The 19,156-nt window shown below is 63.9% G+C and carries 17 protein-coding genes; 8 read left to right on the top strand and 9 right to left on the bottom strand.

Annotated elements, in window-relative coordinates; all coding sequences use genetic code 11:
- Nucleotides 1-3: 3 nt before the first annotated feature.
- The 8 genes from IEY62_RS16530 to IEY62_RS16495 are packed head-to-tail and all read right to left on the bottom strand — an operon-like array spanning nt 4 to nt 9,066.
- Nucleotides 4-1,332: a mannitol dehydrogenase family protein gene (locus IEY62_RS16530; protein WP_189019815.1), complete on the bottom strand. Its 1,329-nt coding sequence runs from the start codon at nt 1,330-1,332 to the stop codon at nt 4-6.
- The gene (gene uxaC, locus IEY62_RS16525; protein ID WP_189019812.1) at nt 1,329-2,723 is read right to left on the bottom strand and encodes a glucuronate isomerase; all 1,395 of its coding nucleotides are present in this window, start codon (nt 2,721-2,723) and stop codon (nt 1,329-1,331) included. The genes IEY62_RS16530 and uxaC overlap by 4 nt, the downstream gene beginning before the upstream one ends.
- Nucleotides 2,724-2,725: 2 nt before the next feature.
- The gene (locus tag IEY62_RS16520; protein WP_189019810.1) at nt 2,726-3,658 is read right to left on the bottom strand and encodes a sugar phosphate isomerase/epimerase family protein; all 933 of its coding nucleotides are present in this window, start codon (nt 3,656-3,658) and stop codon (nt 2,726-2,728) included.
- Complete coding sequence (locus IEY62_RS16515; RefSeq protein ID WP_189019808.1) at nt 3,655-4,851, bottom strand: Gfo/Idh/MocA family protein; 1,197 nt, start codon at nt 4,849-4,851, stop codon at nt 3,655-3,657. The genes IEY62_RS16520 and IEY62_RS16515 overlap by 4 nt, the downstream gene beginning before the upstream one ends.
- On the bottom strand, nt 4,848-5,696 hold the full coding sequence (locus IEY62_RS16510; protein WP_189019806.1) for a sugar phosphate isomerase/epimerase family protein: 849 nt from the start codon (nt 5,694-5,696) through the stop codon (nt 4,848-4,850). The genes IEY62_RS16515 and IEY62_RS16510 overlap by 4 nt, the downstream gene beginning before the upstream one ends.
- Before the next feature lie 2 nt (nt 5,697-5,698).
- Nucleotides 5,699-6,634 (bottom strand): carbohydrate ABC transporter permease, encoded by a 936-nt coding sequence (locus IEY62_RS16505; protein ID WP_189019804.1) that lies wholly within the window; start codon nt 6,632-6,634, stop codon nt 5,699-5,701.
- On the bottom strand, nt 6,631-7,692 hold the full coding sequence (locus IEY62_RS16500) for a carbohydrate ABC transporter permease (protein WP_189019802.1): 1,062 nt from the start codon (nt 7,690-7,692) through the stop codon (nt 6,631-6,633). Before IEY62_RS16500 ends, IEY62_RS16505 begins: the two co-directional genes overlap by 4 nt.
- Nucleotides 7,693-7,704: 12 nt before the next feature.
- Complete coding sequence (locus IEY62_RS16495) at nt 7,705-9,066, bottom strand: ABC transporter substrate-binding protein (RefSeq protein WP_189019800.1); 1,362 nt, start codon at nt 9,064-9,066, stop codon at nt 7,705-7,707.
- A gap of 127 nt (nt 9,067-9,193) precedes the next feature.
- Here IEY62_RS16495 and IEY62_RS16490 point away from each other — a divergent pair, with 127 nt between their 5' ends.
- The 6 genes from IEY62_RS16490 to IEY62_RS16465 all read left to right on the top strand — a co-directional run bounded on the left by IEY62_RS16490 (nt 9,194) and on the right by IEY62_RS16465 (nt 14,103).
- Nucleotides 9,194-10,213 (top strand): LacI family DNA-binding transcriptional regulator, encoded by a 1,020-nt coding sequence (locus IEY62_RS16490; RefSeq protein ID WP_189019798.1) that lies wholly within the window; start codon nt 9,194-9,196, stop codon nt 10,211-10,213.
- Nucleotides 10,214-10,277: 64 nt separating this feature from the next.
- The gene (gene nadE, locus IEY62_RS16485; RefSeq protein ID WP_189019796.1) at nt 10,278-11,099 is read left to right on the top strand and encodes an ammonia-dependent NAD(+) synthetase; all 822 of its coding nucleotides are present in this window, start codon (nt 10,278-10,280) and stop codon (nt 11,097-11,099) included.
- 232 nt (nt 11,100-11,331) lie between these two features.
- A complete protein-coding gene (locus IEY62_RS16480; RefSeq protein WP_189019794.1) occupies nt 11,332-11,970 on the top strand; it encodes a PadR family transcriptional regulator in 639 nt (212 codons plus the stop codon).
- Between the two features lie 76 nt (nt 11,971-12,046).
- Nucleotides 12,047-12,805, top strand: coding sequence for a MerR family transcriptional regulator (locus IEY62_RS16475; protein ID WP_189019792.1), 759 nt, complete (start codon nt 12,047-12,049; stop codon nt 12,803-12,805).
- Nucleotides 12,806-12,849: 44 nt separating this feature from the next.
- Nucleotides 12,850-13,446: a TetR/AcrR family transcriptional regulator gene (locus IEY62_RS16470; protein ID WP_189019790.1), complete on the top strand. Its 597-nt coding sequence runs from the start codon at nt 12,850-12,852 to the stop codon at nt 13,444-13,446.
- Nucleotides 13,447-13,578: 132 nt separating this feature from the next.
- Nucleotides 13,579-14,103 (top strand): hypothetical protein, encoded by a 525-nt coding sequence (locus tag IEY62_RS16465; RefSeq protein WP_229785388.1) that lies wholly within the window; start codon nt 13,579-13,581, stop codon nt 14,101-14,103.
- Nucleotides 14,104-14,115: 12 nt separating this feature from the next.
- Here IEY62_RS16465 and IEY62_RS16460 read toward each other — a convergent pair whose 3' ends face one another.
- Nucleotides 14,116-15,702, bottom strand: a complete 1,587-nt coding sequence (locus tag IEY62_RS16460; protein ID WP_229785387.1) for a molybdopterin-dependent oxidoreductase — start codon at nt 15,700-15,702, stop codon at nt 14,116-14,118.
- A gap of 104 nt (nt 15,703-15,806) precedes the next feature.
- On the opposite strand from IEY62_RS16460, the gene IEY62_RS16455 reads away from it, so the two are divergent.
- Nucleotides 15,807-17,318 carry an aldehyde dehydrogenase family protein gene (locus tag IEY62_RS16455; protein ID WP_189019786.1) on the top strand — a complete coding sequence of 504 codons (1,512 nt, stop codon included), beginning with the start codon at nt 15,807-15,809 and terminating at the stop codon, nt 17,316-17,318.
- Entirely contained in the window at nt 17,319-18,971 is a 1,653-nt protein-coding gene (locus tag IEY62_RS16450) for a GMC family oxidoreductase (RefSeq protein WP_189019784.1), read from the top strand.
- The last annotated feature ends 185 nt before the right edge of the window (nt 18,972-19,156 follow it).

Genomic DNA, 19,156 nt, shown 5'->3' with positions numbered 1-19,156 from the left:
GGTCTATGCGTGGGTGCGGGGAGCGGCAATGGCGTCTTGCTGCCGGTGAATATGGGAAACCAAGGCACTGTCCTCGGCCAGCCCGGGGCTGATGAGCCCCAGCAGCGCAGCGGTGCGCTGCTCGCCGTCGAGCGTTTTTGCGGTTCTGATGTCATCTGCCAGGGGATCCTGGAAGTCTTCCGTGGCGGACAAGTACGCGATCCATGCCGCGATCATGCGCGCGGCGCCGTCTCCGGAACGGCCAAGGGCACGTTCAGCGGCCAGGACAGGCAGGGCGCGCATCCGCAACTTGGTTGTTCCATCCATGGCAATTTGCGTCAAATGGTGGGCGATCCGTGAGTTGCCGAACCGATCAAGCAGGGCTTTCCGGTAGCCGGGAATATCCAGCCCTTCATCTGGCAGATGGCGGGAGGCTTCGTCCCAAAACTCCTCCACGGCGGACCTGCAGACGTCGTCGGACAACGCTTCCGCCACGGTCGCGTGGCCCCGGACCAGGCCGGCGTAGGCAAGGATGGAGTGCGCCCCGTTGAGGAGCCAGAGTTTGCGGTTCTCATAGGGCTCGATGTCCTCCACGAAAATCGCGCCTGCCTCCTCCCACCGGGGACGCCCGCCGGGAAAGTCACCGCTGAGGATCCAGTTGTGGAACGGTTCAGCCACCACGGCAGCCTCATCCCGGTAGCCGCACTGTTCGGCGACTTCCACAAGGTCCTCAGGGGTGGTCCGCGGCGTGATCCGGTCCACGGAAGTGGACACGAAGCTCACGTTGGCGTTGATCCATTCGCCCAAGGCCGGGTCAGTCGCCTCCGCGAGGGCCTGCACCGCCTTCCGGGCCACCAGGCCGTTTTCGGCAAGGTTGTCGCAACTGACCACGGCGATCGGCCCGGCGTCGGCGTCCTTGCGGGCGGCGAGCGCCGTGACCAGGCGTGCCAGCGGGGTTCCCGCCCCGGCCGCCGCATACGCCGCTTCTGTGATGGTCAGCGTGACAACAACCGTACTGGGGGCCGCCACAAGCCCGGCCAACCGCCGGACGTCGGAACCATCCACGGCTTCGACAATGCTGCCGATGAGCTCGAAGCTGTCGCCCACGCCTGACCGCTCCACCACAGTGAAGACGCCGTCCTGCTCCGTCAGGATCTCCGCAGCGTCAGGCCGGCGCCCCGTGAAGGCCGCAATCCCCCAATCGGCAGCGTCTCCGGCGTGCTGGGTGTACCAGGCCTGGTGGGAACGGTGAAAAGCGCCCAGGCCCAGGTGCACCATCCTGACCGGCGGAGTGGCCTGCCCCGGAAACGCAGTGGCCCGGCTCAGCCTCGGGGGCGTCTGCCCGGCACTCACAGTTTGAAGACCCTTCGCGGGGAAGAATCGACGACGTCGACAATCAACTCGTGCGCGCGGTCCTCGCTGATGCGGTGCTCGGCAACCAGCCGCGCAAGGAACGAGGCTTCAATCCTGCGGGAGGCGTCGTGCCGTGCGGGAATGGAGCAGAAGGCCCGGGTGTCATCGATGAACCCTGACGACCTGGAAAAACCGGCGGTTTCCGTGACGGCCGAACGGAACCGGAGCATGGCATCGGGCGCATCCAGGAACCACCACGGGGCGCCGATGTAGACCGAGGGGTAAAAGCCTGCAAGTGGGGCGAGTTCGCGGGAGAAGACGGTCTCATCGAGGGTGAACAGCACCAGGTGGAAGTCCTTGGCGGTCCCGAAGTCCTGCAGCAACGGCCGGACAGCCTCGGTGTAGTTGGTGGCCACGGGGATGTCGTGGCCGGTGTCTGCTCCGAAGGCTTCGAAGGTGGGCTGGTGGTGGTTGCGGAAGGAGCCTGGGTGGATGGTCATCACCAGGCCGTCTTCCACCGACATCCGCGCCATCTGGTACATCATGTGGGCTTCGAACACGTCGCGGTCCAGGCTCGTGGCTTGGCCGGATCGCGCCTTGTTGAACAGCGCTTCCGCCTCGGCCTGGTCCAGTTTGAGGGTTGCCGGGGTCCTCACGCCGTGGTCGGCTGACACTGCTCCGTGGTCCACGAAATACCGGCGGCGATTCGCAAGGGCGGTGAGGTACCCCTGGTAGCCACTGCCGCCGTCGGACGCTTCCGCGATGAGACGCTCCACGTTGGGCGTCCACGCCGGGTGCGCGATGTTGATGTACGCGTCCGGGCGGAAGGTGGGCACCACGCGGCCGTGGAACGACGGGTCAGCGGCGAGCGCACGGTGGCTGTCCAGGCTGTCCAGGGGATCGTCCGTGGTGGCGAGGACCTCGATGTTGAAGTCCTTGAAGAGCTCACGAGGGCGGAACCCGGGCTCCGCGAGCTTGGCCGAAATGGCATCGAAGCTTGCCTCCGCGGTCTCTGCAGACAATTCACCCTGCCACCCGAAGACCGACTCGAACTGGGTCCGCAGCCAGTAGCCGGAGGCGGTGCCATCGAACAAGGGCCACGCCTCGCAGAAGGATCGCCAGATGTTGCGGGCCCCGGCCCCGGGTTGGAGCTGCGCCAGCGGAACGCCGGATGCATGGATCAGCCGCGTGACGTAGTGGTCCGGGGTGACCAGCAAGGCCGCGGGATCCGGGAAGGGCGTGTTCTGTTCGATCACTGCCGCGTCCACGTGCCCATGCGGGGAAATGATGGGCAGGTCCTGGACACGCTCCAACAAGGAACGCGCGATGCTGCGCGTCCCCGGGTCCGCTGGAAGGAGGCGGTCGGGGTGGGTGGCAAGGGAATGGGACATGGTCAGCCTTTCGGGATGGAACCGGCGGAGAGATCGGCACTGGCAGGAACTGACAGTCCGGCCAGCTCTGCTACCCGGCGCAGGTACTGGAGATTTCCGGCGGTGCGCTCGGCAAGGGGAAGGTCCGTGGAGAAGTCCTCCACCGTCACCCAGTCGTCATAACCGACCTTGGCCAAGGCTTTGAAGTACGCCAGGACACTCCCCTGCCCTTCGGCAAGCGGGGCCCACTGGTTCACCCACACAGCGGCTCCGGACTCGTCACGCTCGTCCGTGCGGACCCAGCGGGCATTCTTCACATGGATGTGTGACAGGTACGGGCCCAGCAACTCCAGGGCGGGCAACGGCGATTCCCAGCCTTCAATCAGCAGGTTGCCGAGGTCGTGGATGACGCCCACATGCTGGGGATCCAGGCCTTCCAGGAGCCGGCGGGCGGACGAGGCGGACGCGGTCACTGTCCCGTGGTGCAACTCCACAAGTGCCTTGACGCCATGGTGGGCAGCGCGTGCGGCCACCCACTCGTAGTGTTCCCGGGTAGCCGCGAACACTTCCGGGTAGGACAATCCGCTGGGCTCGCCGCCTCCCATGGTGGAATTGCCCAGCGGCAGGACGTTGACCCTGACCTGCCGCGCACCCAAGGCGGCCGTGGCGGCGAGAACGCGCTCCACGCCGTCGTGGTTGTCACAACGGGCGTAGCCGCCCAGGCCTGAGTATTCCAGGCCGGCATCCGCTGTGATCCGGGTAATCCCAGGCAGTGATTCCTCGAGACCGCTCATGGGCCAGGTGGCCTTATTCCCTGCCCAGAAGCCCGGTTCCGGCGATTCAGCCTGGTCCGTGACCCGCCATTCGATGCCGTGCCACCCCTGGGCCGCCAGCTCCGTGGCGGCTTCCTGCGGCGTCCATTCCGGTGTGGAGGCCGTGAAGACCGAGAATTTCATGCGGAAACCTCCTCGAAGTGGCCGTTGCCGGTGCGCACTTCAACGTCGTTGTACTTGCCGGCAACCACATCAGCAATGAGCACGGGGCGGCCCAGTGTGGCCGAAACGTACAGTGCCCGCACGGTGGCCAGTGCCCGCACAGCGTCCTCGATGGTGACCCCTGCGGGCCGCCCGTTCCGGATGGCATCCACTACGTCCCGGTATTGGCGGATGTGGCCGGCGGGATAAAGGGTGGGGTCCAGCTTTGATTGCGGCGCCGGGTCCGCGAACCTGGCGAGTTCTGTCTCGGCCTGGTTGCTGGCGCCGGGCATCCCCATGGGTCCGCTCTGTGTCTCTTCCTCAGTGGCGGCTGCGTGGAAGAACTGGAGGTTGTCGCTGTCGATCACGGCTGATCCCATGCTGCCCATAACCTGCAGCCGGACGCTCAGCCCCGGGTAGGCGGCGGTGGTGGCGTGGAGTACTGCCAGGGCGCCGGATTCGAACGTCACGGTGGCCACTGCGGTGTCCTCAACTTCAACACCGGTGTGCGCCAGAAGAGCCGTTTTGGCGCTGATTTCAACAGGGGTACCCAGGAACCACAGCAGCAGATCCACCGTGTGGACGCCCTGGTTCATGACCGCTCCGCCGCCGTCCATGGCCCAGGTGCCCCGCCACGCGCCGGAGTCGTAATAGCCCTGGCTGCGGTACCAGCTCACGGAAGCGATGGCCGACGTCAGGCGGCCGAAGCGTCCCGCCCGGCGGGCTTCGTCCACCACGATGCTCGCCGGATCGAAGCGGTGCTGGCTGATGACGCTTGCCACCAGTCCTTTCTCTTCTGCTGCTTTCGCTGCGGCAAGGATGTCGTCAGCGCGGTTGAGGTTCACGTCCAGTGGCTTTTCGATCACCACATGCTTGCCGGCGTTGAGTACTTCCAAGGCCTGCTCGATGTGCAGTCCGCTGGGCGTGGCGATGATGACAAGATCGACGTCGGCACCTGCGAACGCTTCGTCCACGCTCCGGAACGTGGCCGGCCGGGCCGCGCCTTGGTCTTCGATGTGCTGGGCCAACGCGTCTGCGGCTTCGGCGATCTCGTCCACCAGGGCCGTGACCTGCAAATCAGCAATCTCGGCAACCGATGCGGCGTGCGTGCGCCCGATGGTGCCGCAACCGGCAATGGCGACGTTGAGGATGGGGTTGGACGTTTCGGTGCTCACTTGGTTTCCACTCCTGCTTCGTTAACGACTTTGGCAAAGGCCCGGGCTGCCATCCCGAAAGCGGTCGGCCCGGAGAAGCCGCCCAGGCCGTGGGCTCCGGCCAAGTGTGGTTCGAGACTCGCGAATCCAACGAAGCCGTCGGCTTTCAACGCCTCCACGGTGCGGAGCAGATCGCCGTCGCCCTCACCGGCAGGAACCACGACGCCGTCCGCGAACCGTGCGTCCTTGACCTGCAGGTACTCGAGGTGGGGACGGAGCTTGGCGTAGCCTTCGTCGAACGGCTTCACGCCCACCTGGACGAAGTTGGCCGGATCCCACGCGACTTTCAGGGCCGGTGAATTCACGGACTCGATGATGTCGAGCACCCGTTCAGGGGTGTCTCCGAAGATATCTTTCTCATTCTCGTGGAGGAGGACCACACCGGACTCTTCGGCGACGTCGGCCAAGGCCCGCATCCGCTCGATGACGTCGTCCCGGATGCTGTGCACGTCCACGCCTTCTCCGTAATAGAAGGAGAAGATCCGGATGTAGCGGGAGCCAAGAACCTGGGCGGCGTTCGCTGCCCGGCGGAGGCGTTCGACCTCGTGCTCCACCGGAAGCGTGACATCCACCTTGCCGATGGGGGAAGCGATGGCGGAAACACCCATGCCCGCTGCGTCCAGGAGCTTCTTGAGTTCCGCCAACTGTTCAGGACCGAGATCCACGATGTTGGTCCCCCATGCGCTGCGGACTTCAATGTGGTTCGCCCCCAAAGCCTGAAGGACTGCGATCTGCAGGACCGGGTCGTCGTCGATCTCGTCTCCGAAGCCCGAAAGCGTCCACTGGACTGTTGCTGGACCGGTCATTGCTACTTAACTCCTCCGGCGGTCAGGCCGCCCACTAGGTAACGTTGGAAAATCAGGTAGAGAATCACGACGGGTGCCGCGCACACGAGCGAGGCCGCCATCATTTGCCCGTACAGGGGAATGGCTCCGCCTTCCTGCGAGGCTCCGAACACCTGGAGTGCCACTGCTGCCGTCTGGCTGTCGGGCCTGGTCATCACCGAGGCAAAGAGGACATCGTTCCAGCCGAGCAGGAAAGCAAAGATTCCCGAGACCACGATTCCGGGCCAGCTGAGCGGCAGGATGATCCGGACCAGGACGCCCAGGTTGCTGGCGCCGTCGATCCTTGCAGCCTCTTCCAGTTCGCGCGGAAGGCCGCGCAGATAGGTGACCATCACCCAGGTGGAGAACGGCATCGCGAACGTCAGGTAGGTGATGAACAGTCCCCACTGCGTGCCGATCACCTGGACGCCGAGGTAGCTGGCCGCCGAGGAGAAGAGCACGAAGACAGGAAGGACCATCAGGGTTCCCGGGACCGACTGCAGTGCAAGGAGGCCGCGGAGGATGGAGAGCCGACCGCGGAACTGGTAGCGGACAAGGACGTAGGCAATGGAGACGGACATCGCCGCTGAAACCACCGCGGTGGCCCCCGCTACCAGGACACTGTTGCCAAGGCCTTTCGCCAGACCGACGCTGGACCAGATCTTGGTGTAGTTCTCCAAGGAGAACGTGGAGGGCCAGAACTCGCCGTTGGCCACACCGATGTCAGAGTTGACCGAGGCCAGGAAGATGTACGCCACGGGGATCAGGACGATTGCGCTCAGGACTGTCAGGATGATCGCCAGCATGGGGCCGGGCAGGAGCCGGGTCACTTCGTGCTGCCGCCTGGAACCAGGCCTGAACGTGGTCCCGCCAGAACCGCTGCGGGCCGTGCCGCGGACGGAGGTGGTTGATGCGCTCACTTCTTGCCTCCCGGCGTCTCAGCGTCGTCCAGCTTGACGGCGCGCAGGTAGATGAACAGTGGAATGGCAATCAACACCAGGGAAACAAACGCCATGGCGGCACTGAGGCCGAAGCGGAAGCTTTGGAAGCTGGTGACGTAGGTGAGGATCGGAAGCACTTCGACGTCGGCCGGAGCCGGCACTCCGAACAGCACGAACGGGAGGGTGAAGTTGTTGATGTGGTGGAGCATGCCGATCAGGAAGGCCAGCGCCAGCGGTCCCTTGAGGTACGGGAAGACTACATACCGCAGCTTGTTCCACCACAGCGCACCGTCCAACGCCGATGCCTCATGGACTTCGTGGTCCACCGACTGCAGGCCGGAAAGGGCCAGCAGGTAAATGAACGGCCATGAAGCCCAGATCTGGACCAGGATCAGGGTCCAGTACGTTTGAGGTCCGTTGAGCCACAACCCGCCATCTATCCCGAAGACGTTCAGCGCCGAGTTGACTACTCCGTCCGGCTGGAACATGGTCCGCCATACCGTTGCCACCACAAAGGAGGGCAGCACGTAGGGGATCAGGAAGATCGAGCGGACCAGTGCGCGGCCCTTGAAGGCATTCTGTGTTGCAACAGCCGCGGCGATGCCCAACGGCAGGGTCACCAGCATGGCGATCAGTGAATAGCTGACACTCAGCCACACCGAGTGGAGCAGCGGCGAATTCGTCAGCGCTTCCACAAAGTTCTCGACACCAATGAACGGCGCGCTGACCCACTTGCGCAGCGAGTACTGGTCGAGGTTGAGGGCCGACATGTAGATACCCAGGAACAGCGGAACCACGATGATGACGAACATCAGGACGCCGCCGGGGATCAGCATCCACAGTGGACGGTTCCGCTCACTCAGGCCCTTGCGGCGGACGGGCTTCCGGCCACCGCCCGCCGGCTGGAGGGCTCCTGTGCCTGTGGTCGGCGAGGCACCGGCGTCGAGCGCTGGTTCCGGTGGCCCGGACCGGGCCAGCTGCCCATGGGCAGCCGGACCGGACACGGGTTTCATTTCCCTGAAGGAATCAGTGGACATGGGAGACCCTGCCTAGGACTTCGCGGCCCGGTCGAGGGAAGCCTGGCCCTTGGACTGTGCGTCCTTCAGCCGTGATTCCAGGGCGCTCTCGTCAACGGATCCCTTGGCCAGGTCCGGGATGGACTGGACCGTGACGTTGAGGAGACCCAACTGGATATCACCCCAGGCACCGGTAAAGGGAGTTGCCTTCGACTTGCCGGCGGCATCGGCGATGGGTTGCAGCTTCGGATCAGTCAGGGAGGCGAGCGCCTCGGCGTTGGCGGGAAGCTCGCCGAAGATCTTCTGGTAGTTCAGCTGCTCGTCCTTGGAAGTGATCAGCTCGATGTAGGCGAACGCCAGGTCCTTCTGCTGCGAGTAGTCGGCAACCACTACGTTGTCGCCGGAGAGGATGCTCGCGGCCTTGTCGCCATCGCCCTTCGGGGAAGATTCGCCCGGAGCCGTGGTGGGCATGATGGAGTAGGCGTACTTGCCGGCGACGGCTGACTTGTCCAGGGTGGGAATGGAGCTGGACGTGGTCATCATCAGGTATCCGGCCTTGCCGGACGCGAAGGCAGCTACCGCGTTGCTGTTGCTCCAGCCGATCGCTGCCGGATCCACCACCTTGTCCTTGGTGAGCCAGCCGAAGTAGGTTTCGTAGGCCTTCTTGACGGTGGGGTCATCCATCTTCAGCTTGTCGCCGTCCACCAGCGGGTTGCCTGCCTGAACGGACATGGCCCAAATGAACTTCCAGGGATCAAAGTTGTCCTTGTATCCGGTGGCCAGGCCGTAGGTTCCTGCGCCGGCGTTGGTCATCTTCTTGGCTTGCTCGGCGAGTTCGTCCCACGTGGTTGCCGGCTTTTCGATACCGGCCGCTGCCAAGAGGTCCTTGTTGTAGGCCATGACGAACGGACGGCTGACGAACGGGATGCCCGCCTGGTGCTCGGAATCCGGACCTGAAATGCCCAGCGCGGCAGGGTTGAACCGGTCCTTCCCGCCGACCTTCTTCCAGTCGTCGTCGGAAAGGGTCACGAAAGCTTTGGTGGCGTAGGCGGTGGGTGTGAAGGTGGTGCCCAGGCTGTAGACGTCCGGGCCCTGGCCGGAAACAACGGAAGTTTGGATACGGGTCAGTTCATCGTTGGCTGAGGCGAAGGTTTCGAACTTCACCTCAGCGCCGGTCTTTTCCTTGAATTTGGCGGCGATGTCACTCTGCCACTTCTTCTGCTCTTCCGGATACTGGTTGTTGACGCCGGTCAGGACATTCAATGTCTTCCCGGCCCCGTCGACGGCACCCCCGGAGCTGGCCGACGTGCTGCTGCCGCTCCCCCCACAGGCTGTCAGTGCCAAAGCAGCAGTCAGAGCGACGGCGGCAAGCTTGGCTGATGGTGCAAACCTCATTGTTTCCTCCTTGGATACACAGCCCAGTAGTGGTCTACGTCACAGGGGCTTCGGCATCGAGTCTATGAGTCCGGCAATGGTGCGGCAAGCGGTTGCCAAAAGTTGCCATGAATGGTGCAATCTTCCTATGGCTGAGACAAACGCACGGGGATCCGCACCCACCATCCGGGACGTCGCCGCGCTGGCGGGGGTGGCCACGTCCACCGTTTCCCGGGCCCTCTCCAACCCGGACCGCGTGAACAGAGCCACCCGCGAACGCATCGAAAAAGTGGCGGCTGAACTCAACTACGTGCCCAGCTCACAAGCCCGCGGGCTCAGCTCCGGCCGCACCAATGCCATCGCCCTCCTGGTTCCCGACGTCACCAACCCGTTCTACTTCGACATCATCCGGGGCACCCAGAACCAGCTCAAAGCAGCCGGCTACACGCAGTTGCTGGTGGACACTGAAGAGTCTGCCGAGATGGAAGCCGACACCCTCCAGAAGATGCAACGGACGGCCGACGGGTTCATCCTGGCCGCATCACGACTCACCGATGCCCAGATTCTCGAGGCGGCAAGCTCACAGGCGATCGTCACCATCAACAGGTCTTCGGCCAACGCCCCCACCGTGGTCATCGACACCCCTGGAGCTGTTGTCCAGGCCCTTGAACACCTGACATCACTGGGCCACACCAGGATCTGCTACGTCGGCGGGCCGGCGTCGTCATGGTCAAACGCCAAACGCTGGAAGACTTTCGAAGACGAAAGCCGCGATCGAGGGCTGACGACCTCCCGGGTGGGACCCTTCACCCCCAAAACGACGTCCGGAGCAGCAGCCGCCGACGCCGCGGCCCGGACCGGAGCAACAGCCTGCATCGTGTTCAACGACCTCCTGGCCATCGGCATGTTGCAGCGCCTCAGGGAACGCGGGATCCGCGTTCCCGAAGACATGAGCATTGTGGGCTGCGATGACATCTTCGGCGCCGACTTCTGCAATCCACCCCTCACCACCATGGCCTCCCCGATCGAGCAGGCCGGGCGCGTGGCCGTCTCCATGCTCCTGGCACAACTCGACCCCCTGCACGCGGGCTCCAGCCGGCGCCTGGCCGTCATGCCCACCCACCTCACCGTGCGGGGCTCAACCGGGCCGGTGTCCCCAACCAGCTGACACGTAGGCTGGAAGTGTGCAATATGGTTGAGCCTTCATCACCGGGCTGACTAGTGTGGAACACATGCGCGAACTCCAGGCCAAGATCATTGAGGAAATGGGCGTCCAGCCCCGGATCGATCCTGCGGAGGAGATCCGCAAACGGGTCACCTTCCTGAAGGATTACTTGAAGGCAACAGGAACCAAAGGCTTTGTCCTGGGCATTTCGGGCGGCATCGATTCGTCGCTGGCCGGCCGCCTCGCCCAACTGGCCGTTGAGGAACTGGAAGCCGAAGGCGTCGACGCGAACTTCGTGGCCGTCCGCCTCCCCTACGGCGTGCAACACGACGAGGACGACGCCCAGGCAGCGTTGGACTTCATCAAGGCCAAAACCGAGTGGACTTACAACATTTCCCGGGCTGTTGACGGCTTCGAGGACGAGTTCGAGAAAACCACCGGCGCCCCGATTTCCGACTTCCACAAGGGCAACACCAAGGCCCGCGCACGGATGATCGCCCAGTACGCACTGGCCGGCGAACACAACTACCTGGTGATCGGAACCGACCATGGGGCCGAGTCCGTGACCGGCTTCTTCACCAAATTCGGCGACGGCGGTGCGGACATCCTGCCGCTGTTCGGCCTCAACAAGCGCCAGAACCGCGCACTCCTGGCCGAACTCGGTGCTCCGTCACGCGTTTGGGAAAAGGTGCCCACAGCCGACCTCCTGGACGACAAGCCCGGCCGCACGGACGAGGACGAGCTCGGAATCACCTACGACCAGATTGACGACTACCTCGAAGGCCGCGAAGTCACCGAGGGCGCAGCGGAACTGATCGAGCAGAAGTACCTCCGGACGCGCCACAAGCGGACGGTGCCGGTCACGATCTTCGATACTTGGTGGAAGTAGGCGCGGTGGAAGTAGGCGCGGCCTAGCGGAACACCACTGAAGACACCCTCGACGGCGGGTGCGGACTTAGCGATAAGTCCGCACCCGCCGTCGTTGTTTTAACCCTCCCTCACATCCCGCGCCCTTCCACCAAACCTTCTTCCATAACCATTGACATGTAGATAGATACCGATATATCGTTAACTATCGCCGATACTCCTTCGGTGACAACTATCGAAAGGACGATGCTGTTATGAAAGGCATCCACAACCACGAAGAAAACACCTTCCCGGAACACGGCGAAGGTCCCCACGGACGCAACCGGTTCAACCGCGGCAAGGGTCGTCGCGGCCCGGGCGGCCACGGCGGAGGCGGCTTTGGGCCAGGGCGCGGCCCAGGCTTTGGCCCGGGATTCGGCCCCGGCGGATTCGGACCCAGGGGCTTCGGACCGGGCGGCCCACGCCGTAACCGCGGCGACGTCCGCGCGGCGATCCTCTCCCTGCTCGCCGAGGCCCCGTCCAACGGCTACGGCCTGATCAAGACCATCGCCGAGAAGACCTCCGGGGCATGGCGGCCCAGCCCCGGATCCGTCTACCCCACCCTCCAGCAGCTGGTCGATGAAGAGCTCATCACGGCAGTGGGCGAGGGGCGCCGGACTGAATTCACTCTCACCGACGACGGCCGGGCTTATGTGGCCGAGCATGAGGAAGAACTCGCCAATGCCTGGAATACCGAGGCGGACGGGAACATGCAGGAATTCCACCAAAGCATCGGCAAGCTCATGGGGGTGGTTCACCAGTTCCGCGGCGCGGCAACCGACGAACAACGCCGGGCAGCAATCGAAAAGCTCGACGAAACCCGCCGGGCGCTCTACCTGATCCTGGCCGACTAATGGCTGGCAGAATCCCCTTGACCTTGACGTAACGTCAACCTCTACTGTCGAAGAACAAGGAGGAGACGGAGGACAGATGGACTGGTCAATCCAGGAAACCGCAAGGATCGCGGGAACTACCAGCCGCACATTGCGTCACTACGACGACATTGGGCTGCTCAAGCCAAGCCGGACCGGCCATAACGGCTACCGCTATTATGACGGTCCGGCCTTGGTTCAGCTCCAGCGCATCCTCCTGCTCCGGGAACTGGGGCTCGGCCTGCCGGCCATCACCGAGGTGCTCCATCGCGAGACCGACACCGTCAAAGCACTGGGCAACCATCTGGAATGGCTTGGTCAGGAGCGGGACCGGCTGGCCCGGCAAATCGCCTCAGTCCGGCAAACAATCGACACTTTGCAAGGGGATGGAAAGTACATGGCACAGGACATGTTTGATGGCTTCGACCACACGCAGTACAAGGACGAAGTTGAGGAGCGCTGGGGCAAGGATACCTACGCCGCCGGCGATTCCTGGTGGCGCGGCATGAGCGCCGACGAAAAGCAGCAGTGGAAGGACCGCGTCCGGAAGCTCGGTTCAGACTGGATCGCCGCCGCCGGATCCGGTCTTTCGCCCGAAAGTGCAGAGGCACAGGATCTGGCCCGGCGTCACGTCGAGTGGTTGCGCGGCATTCCAGGAACCCCGACGGCGGCACCTGGCGGAGACGTGAAAGGTTACGTCACGGGACTGGGCGAAATGTACGTGGCGGATCCACGATTCGCTGCGAACTACGGCGGAGAATCAGGGGCTGCTTTTGTGCGGGATGCCCTACGTATCTACGCGGAACGAAACCTCTAGGCAGCCGGGATGCGCTGATCCAGGTTTGGCAATAGTCTGGCCAAATGGGTACAAGCACCGTTAGATCCGGCGAACAGGCTGACAGGCAGACACGCATCCTCGACGCGGCCCTGGAGCTGTTGTCCCGCCATGGAATTTCGGGCATCAACATGCGCGCAGTGGCACGTGAAGCCGGCGTCGCCCTGGGGCTCGTGAACTACTACTACGAAGACAAGCCGAGCCTGATCCGCGCAGTGCTGCACCAAATCGAGGAGCACGACCTCCTCTTGGTGGAACCGTCCCCGGCCGTTGGCCCCGAGGAACAGCTCCGGGAGTCCCTCCGGCGCGTTGCCGACCCCGACCTCCTGACCACCAGGTACCTCTCCCTTCGGCTTCACCTGTGGGCCCTCGCGCAGGCAGATGAAGAATTCGCACAGATCAACGCCGCAGCCTTTGACCGATACCTTCAAGGACTCGCGGCGCTGATCGGGAACGCAGTTCCCGGGCTCTCCCCCGATGAATGCAAGGCGCGGGCGGCCGACGTCGTGGTGGTGCAGAACGGTATGTGGCTCACTACGCTGTTGGGCATCGACAAGGCGGCCATCAAGCGAGGCATTTCCCGCACGGAAGACATTGCTTTTGGCCGGACCGTAGGGACCTGAGAAACAGCCACTGTTCCCTGAAGCCTCAGCCGGCAGACACCGGCTGACCCTATGCTGGACACCATGGATAGTCCCTTGGCACATTCTCCGGTTCAACCCGTCAAGTCGCTGCTTTACTGGCGAAAGAGCAAGGTGAACGGATCTGCGACCGTCCCGGTGATCCTGGCTCTCAATCCCTCCGGAATACTCACCATGAAGGATGCCGGGCAGGAGATGGTTTTCGCTGCGCCGGTGAACCAGGTTTCGGTCCGCTTTACGAGCTGGGGAACAATGGTGGTTCAGGCCCAAGGCCGGCAGCACGACATCGTCGGCGTCGGGGCCTCGTTGTCCCCCAGCCCTTCCCCAGCGCAGCTGGATGAACTTGCCGCAGCCCGGGGAGGAAACACCGGTAACGATGGAACTGTGACCCGGCTGGGTTCCTCAGGTGCAGCCCTGAGCGCGGTGGACGGGATGGGAACTGCCGCGGGCGTTGCCGGAGGTATCGCCATGGAATACGTCTACTTCCGGGGACTGGAAGCAATCAGGGCGTGGCAGGAAACCTTGCCCTTGGCCGGTGCCACTGTGAAGAAGAATTCCATGAAGGCCATGAAGTACTTCACGGTTGCTGTCCTCGCGGCCCTGGTCATCGCCCTGATGGTTGGCCTGTTCATCAAATAACGTCGGGCGTAATTACTCCACCGTCACCATCACCGACGGCCACCCGGAGGCGCCGTCAGGCACGGGATCGGCACGCTTTTCCGTCTGGACTTCGCCGGTGCCGTCGGTGGCCCGGGCCTTGACGTAGTGGATGCCGGGTGTGGCGTCCCATTCGTAGGACCACTGGCGCCAGGTGACGGTGGACGCCTCGGTGGAAAGGGTGGCTTCCACCCATTCGCCGTCGTCGATCTGAACCTCCACTTTGGTAATTCCCCGGGTCTGGGCCCAGGCGCTGCCACCCACTGCGACCTTTCCTGCAGGGAACTTCGCAAAGGACTTGGGTACATCCACGCGTGCCATGGTCTTGATGGGGCCACGTTCTGACCATCCGCGCTCAGTCCAGTAGGCCTTGGCGTCCGCGAAGCGGGTGACCTCCAGGTCCACCACCCATTTGGTGGCCGAAACAAAGCCATATAGCCCCGGAACCACCATCCGGACAGGGTATCCGTGCTCCACCGGAAGCGGCTCCCCGTTCATGCCGATCGCCAGCATGGCATCGCGGTCATCCTGCAGGACCTCGAGCGGAGTGGAGGCGCTGAAGCCGTCAATGGACTTGGAGAGCACCATGTCTGCGCCGTCCTTCGGTTTGGCCCTGGCCAGGACCTCACGGATGGGATAGCCCAACCACTTTGCGTTTCCTGCCAGCTTTCCGCCCACAGGGTTGGATACACAGGTGAGGGTGACGTGGGATTCGATCAGGTCCGCGTCGAGCAGGTCCTGGAAGGTCAAGGTGATTTCCTCTTCCACCATTCCGTGCACACGCAGCACCCAGTCTTTGACGTTGATCTCCGGGACGCTCAAGGCCGTGTCGATGCGGTAGAAGTCGTTGTTCGGTGTCAGCCACGGGAAGACTCCCTCCACCGGGGACTGAACTCCCGCCGGGACAGGGGGTGCAGCTTTGACCGGCGCAGGCAATCGGAGGGCGTCCCGGGCCTGGGCGATGTTGTTCCGCGCAGCGCCCAACAACCGCCCGCCGGTTGCGGCGATTCCTGCGGCCACCGCGGTGATCCCGGCAGCGGCAAAGAAACGACGGCGGCTGGTGCCGGCTCCTCCGGCCTTGTTATCGGCGTCGGCCGCTATGTCGGAGGGCGCTTCGGGCCATGCCTTCATCCCCCACAAGGGCACCATGAGGCGCCGCAGGACCAGAAGCCCGGCGATGGTTCCAAGGATCGACGGGATGGCGTCAGCCGGCCCCACTCCGGCGCGGGTCAGCACGCAGGCAACGATGACAGTGCCCATAAAGAGCACGCCCAGGACGCCAAGTGCCCACTTCTTGTAGGCCACGACGCCCAGAACGCAGGCCAGCACAGCGATGGTAAGGCCCATGCCCACAAACAATGCAGCCTTGTCGTTGGTGCCGAACGTGGCGATCGCAAAGTCCTTCATCCACGGTGGAGTGAAGTCGATGAACGTGGATCCCAGTGCGAACACCGGGGTTGCCCTGGCAGTGAAGAATGCGCCGATCAGCTCCGCGACGGCAAGCACGACGGCGGCCGACACCATGCCTGCCAGCGCTGCCATGGTTTCGGGGCCTTTGGTCCGGAGTCCGAGCTTTTTCATGTCAGTGATTCGTAGCGGCCGGGAAGAGGGATGGGTGCGTCACTTTGAACATCTGTTCATGATTTTCCTTGAACGGATGTTCAAAGTGAACTAACCTGCTTCGTATGACCCAAGCCACATTTTCTGATTCCGCATCCACTCTTTTCATCAACGGATCGTGGGAGCCGGCTGCATCCGGCGCGGTCCGCCACATCCACAACCCGGCCGACGGCGAGCTTGTCTCCACGGTATCCGAGGGCGGCCGCGAAGACGCCGAACGCGCGATTTCCGCCGCCCGCGCAGCCTTTGACTCGGGCGCCTGGTCCTCCGTCCCGGCACCTGAGCGGGGCGCGTTCCTGCTGAAGGTCGCAGCGCAACTGCGCGAACACCGGGAGAAATTCGCCCGCGCCGAATCACTCGACACGGGCAAGCGGATCATCGAAAGCCGCATCGACATGGACGACATCGCCGCCTGCTTCGAATACTTCGGAAGGCTGGCCGGACAGTCGGCAGGCCGGGTAGTCGACGCCGGGAACCCGGACGTTGTGAGCCGAATTGTCCACGAACCCGTGGGCGTCTGCGGCTTGATCACGCCGTGGAACTACCCGCTGCTGCAGGCAGCCTGGAAGATCGCCCCCGCGCTGGCCGCAGGCTGCACCTTCGTCCTCAAACCGGCCGAACTGACGCCGTCCACAGCCATCCTCACCATGCAGCTGCTGAAGGATCTTGGCCTGCCCGACGGCGTCGCGAACCTTCTCACCGGGCCCGGCACCAAGGTGGGTGCACCGCTCTCGGAACATCCCGACGTCGACCTCGTTTCCTTCACCGGCGGATTGGAAACCGGCAAGCGCATCGCCGCGGCCGCTGCCGCCACGGTCAAGAAGGTTGCGCTGGAGCTGGGCGGCAAGAACCCCAACGTCATCTTCGCTGACGCCGACTTCGACGCCGCCGTCGATAACGCCCTCAACGGCGCTTTCGTCCACTCCGGACAGGTCTGCTCCGCAGGCGCCCGCCTGGTGGTGGAGGAATCCATCGCCGAGCGCTTCGTTGACGAGTTGGTCCGCCGCGCCGAAGCCATCCGCCTGGGCGGCCCCTTCGACGAGGACGCCGAAACCGGCCCCCTGATCTCCGCCGAACACCGCGACAAGGTCCACGAGTACGTCCAGCGCGGCATCGAGGAGGGCGCCCGGCTCCGGACTGGCGGTGCGGCACCTGAAGGAGAGAAGTACGACGCCGGGTTCTACTACCAGCCGACCATCCTGGATCGCGTCACCCGTGGAATGTCCGTAGTGATCGACGAGGCATTCGGCCCGGTGGTCACGGTGGAGACGTTCCGCACCGAGGACGAGGCCGTGGCAACCGCGAACGACACCATCTACGGGCTGGCCGGAGCCGTGTGGACGCAGGACGCAGGCAAGGCACAGCGCGTGGCCGGCCGGCTTCGCCACGGCACCATCTGGATCAACGACTACCACCCCTACCTCCCCCAGGCGGAGTGGGGCGGCTTCGGCCAATCCGGCGTCGGCCGTGAACTCGGGCCCACAGGGCTGGCCGAATACCAGGAAGCCAAGCACATCTACCAGAACACCAGCCCCCAGGTGACCGGCTGGTTTGCAGACCACGGCAAGGAGAAATAGATGCACAGCGACAACATCGACAACCTCAGCGAACGCGCGTTCGACTACGTCGTCATCGGCGGCGGGTCTGCCGGCGCTGCGGTAGCCGCCCGGCTGAGCGAGGATCCGGATGTGACCGTTGCCCTCGTTGAAGCAGGCCCGGACGACCGCAACCTGCCCGAAATCCTGCAGCTGGACCGCTGGATGGAACTGCTGGAATCCGGCTACGACTGGGACTACCCGGTGGAACCGCAGGAAAACGGCAACTCCTTCATGCGCCACGCCCGCGCCAAGGTCATGGGTGGTTGCTCGAGCCACAACTCCTGCATTGCTTTCTGGGCTCCCCGCGAAGACCTGGACGAATGGGAATCCAAGTACGGCGCAACGGGGTGGAACGCTGCCGCCGCCTGGCCGCTGTACAAGCGGCTCGAAAGCAACGAGGACGCCGGACCGGACGCTCCCCACCATGGCGACTCAGGTCCGGTACACCTCATGAACGTGCCCCCGGTGGACCCCGCCGGAGTGGCCCTGCTTGATGCCTGCGAGCAGACTGGCATTCCCCGCACGAAGTTCAATACAGGCACCACCGTAGTGAACGGAGCCAACTTCTTCCAGATCAACCGCCGCTCGGACGGGACGCGTTCGTCCAGCTCGGTGTCGTACATCCACCCCATCGTGGACCGCCCCAACTTCACGCTGCTTACCGGCCTGCGTGCCCGGCAACTGGTGTTTGACGCGGACAAGCGCTGCACCGGCGTCGACGTTGTTGATTCGGCCTTCGGCCGTACCCACCGCCTCTCGGCGCATCGGGAGGTAGTCCTCTCCACCGGCGCCATCGACTCCCCGAAACTCCTCATGCTTTCCGGCATCGGGCCGGCCGCGCACCTCGAGCAGCACGGGATAGAGGTCCTGGTGGATTCTCCCGGCGTGGGCGAACATCTGCAGGACCACCCGGAAGGCGTCGTCCAGTTCGAAGCCAAGCAGCCGATGGTGCAAACCTCCACCCAGTGGTGGGAGATCGGCATCTTCACTCCCACCGAGGAGGGCTTGGACCGCCCGGACCTGATGATGCATTACGGCTCGGTGCCCTTCGACATGAACACCCTGCGGTACGGCTACCCCACCACGGAGAACGGCTTCAGCCTTACGCCGAACGTCACCCACGCCCGCTCCCGCGGGACCGTCCGGCTCCGCAGCCGGGACTTCCGCGACAAGCCCATGGTGGACCCCCGGTACTTCACCGACCCGGAAGGCCATGACATGCGGGTCATGGTGGCCGGAATCCGCAAGGCCCGGGAGATCGCAGCCCAGCCGGCCATGGCTGAATGGACTGGCCGGGAGCTCTCGCCGGGCATCGAAGCGCAGACTGACGGGGAACTGCAGGACTACATCCGCAAGACGCACAACACCGTCTACCACCCGGTCGGGACAGTCCGCATGGGGCCGGTGGGCGACGAGATGTCGCCCCTGGATCCCGAGCTGCGTGTCAAGGGCGTTACGGGACTTCGCGTGGCCGACGCCTCCGTCATGCCCGAACACGTCACCGTAAACCCCAACATTACGGTGATGATGATCGGCGAGCGGTGCGCTGATTTCATCAAGGCCGACCTCCGCGCCGGCCGCTCGGGCGAAACGACGACGTCGGAGGCGGACTTCAGCTTGTCTCTTGCCTGAGCAGGCAAGAGACATTGACCGAAACAAACGGTGAAGGGTGTGCGCGCCTTCTCCGGTGCTTCCGCGCACCCTTGCGGGCGCAAAGCTGTACGGAAAGGCGCGCACATTATTCTTGAACATTTGTTCATTCACAAGTCTTGAACGCCTGTTCAAACTGAACTAACCTGTTTTTTATGACCCACGCC

The sequence above is a fragment of the Paenarthrobacter histidinolovorans genome (genome assembly GCF_014647595.1).
Lineage (GTDB): Bacteria > Actinomycetota > Actinomycetes > Actinomycetales > Micrococcaceae > Arthrobacter > Arthrobacter histidinolovorans.
The sequence above is the reverse complement of the archived record's forward strand: the minus strand, read 5'-3'. Positions and strand labels throughout refer to the sequence as shown.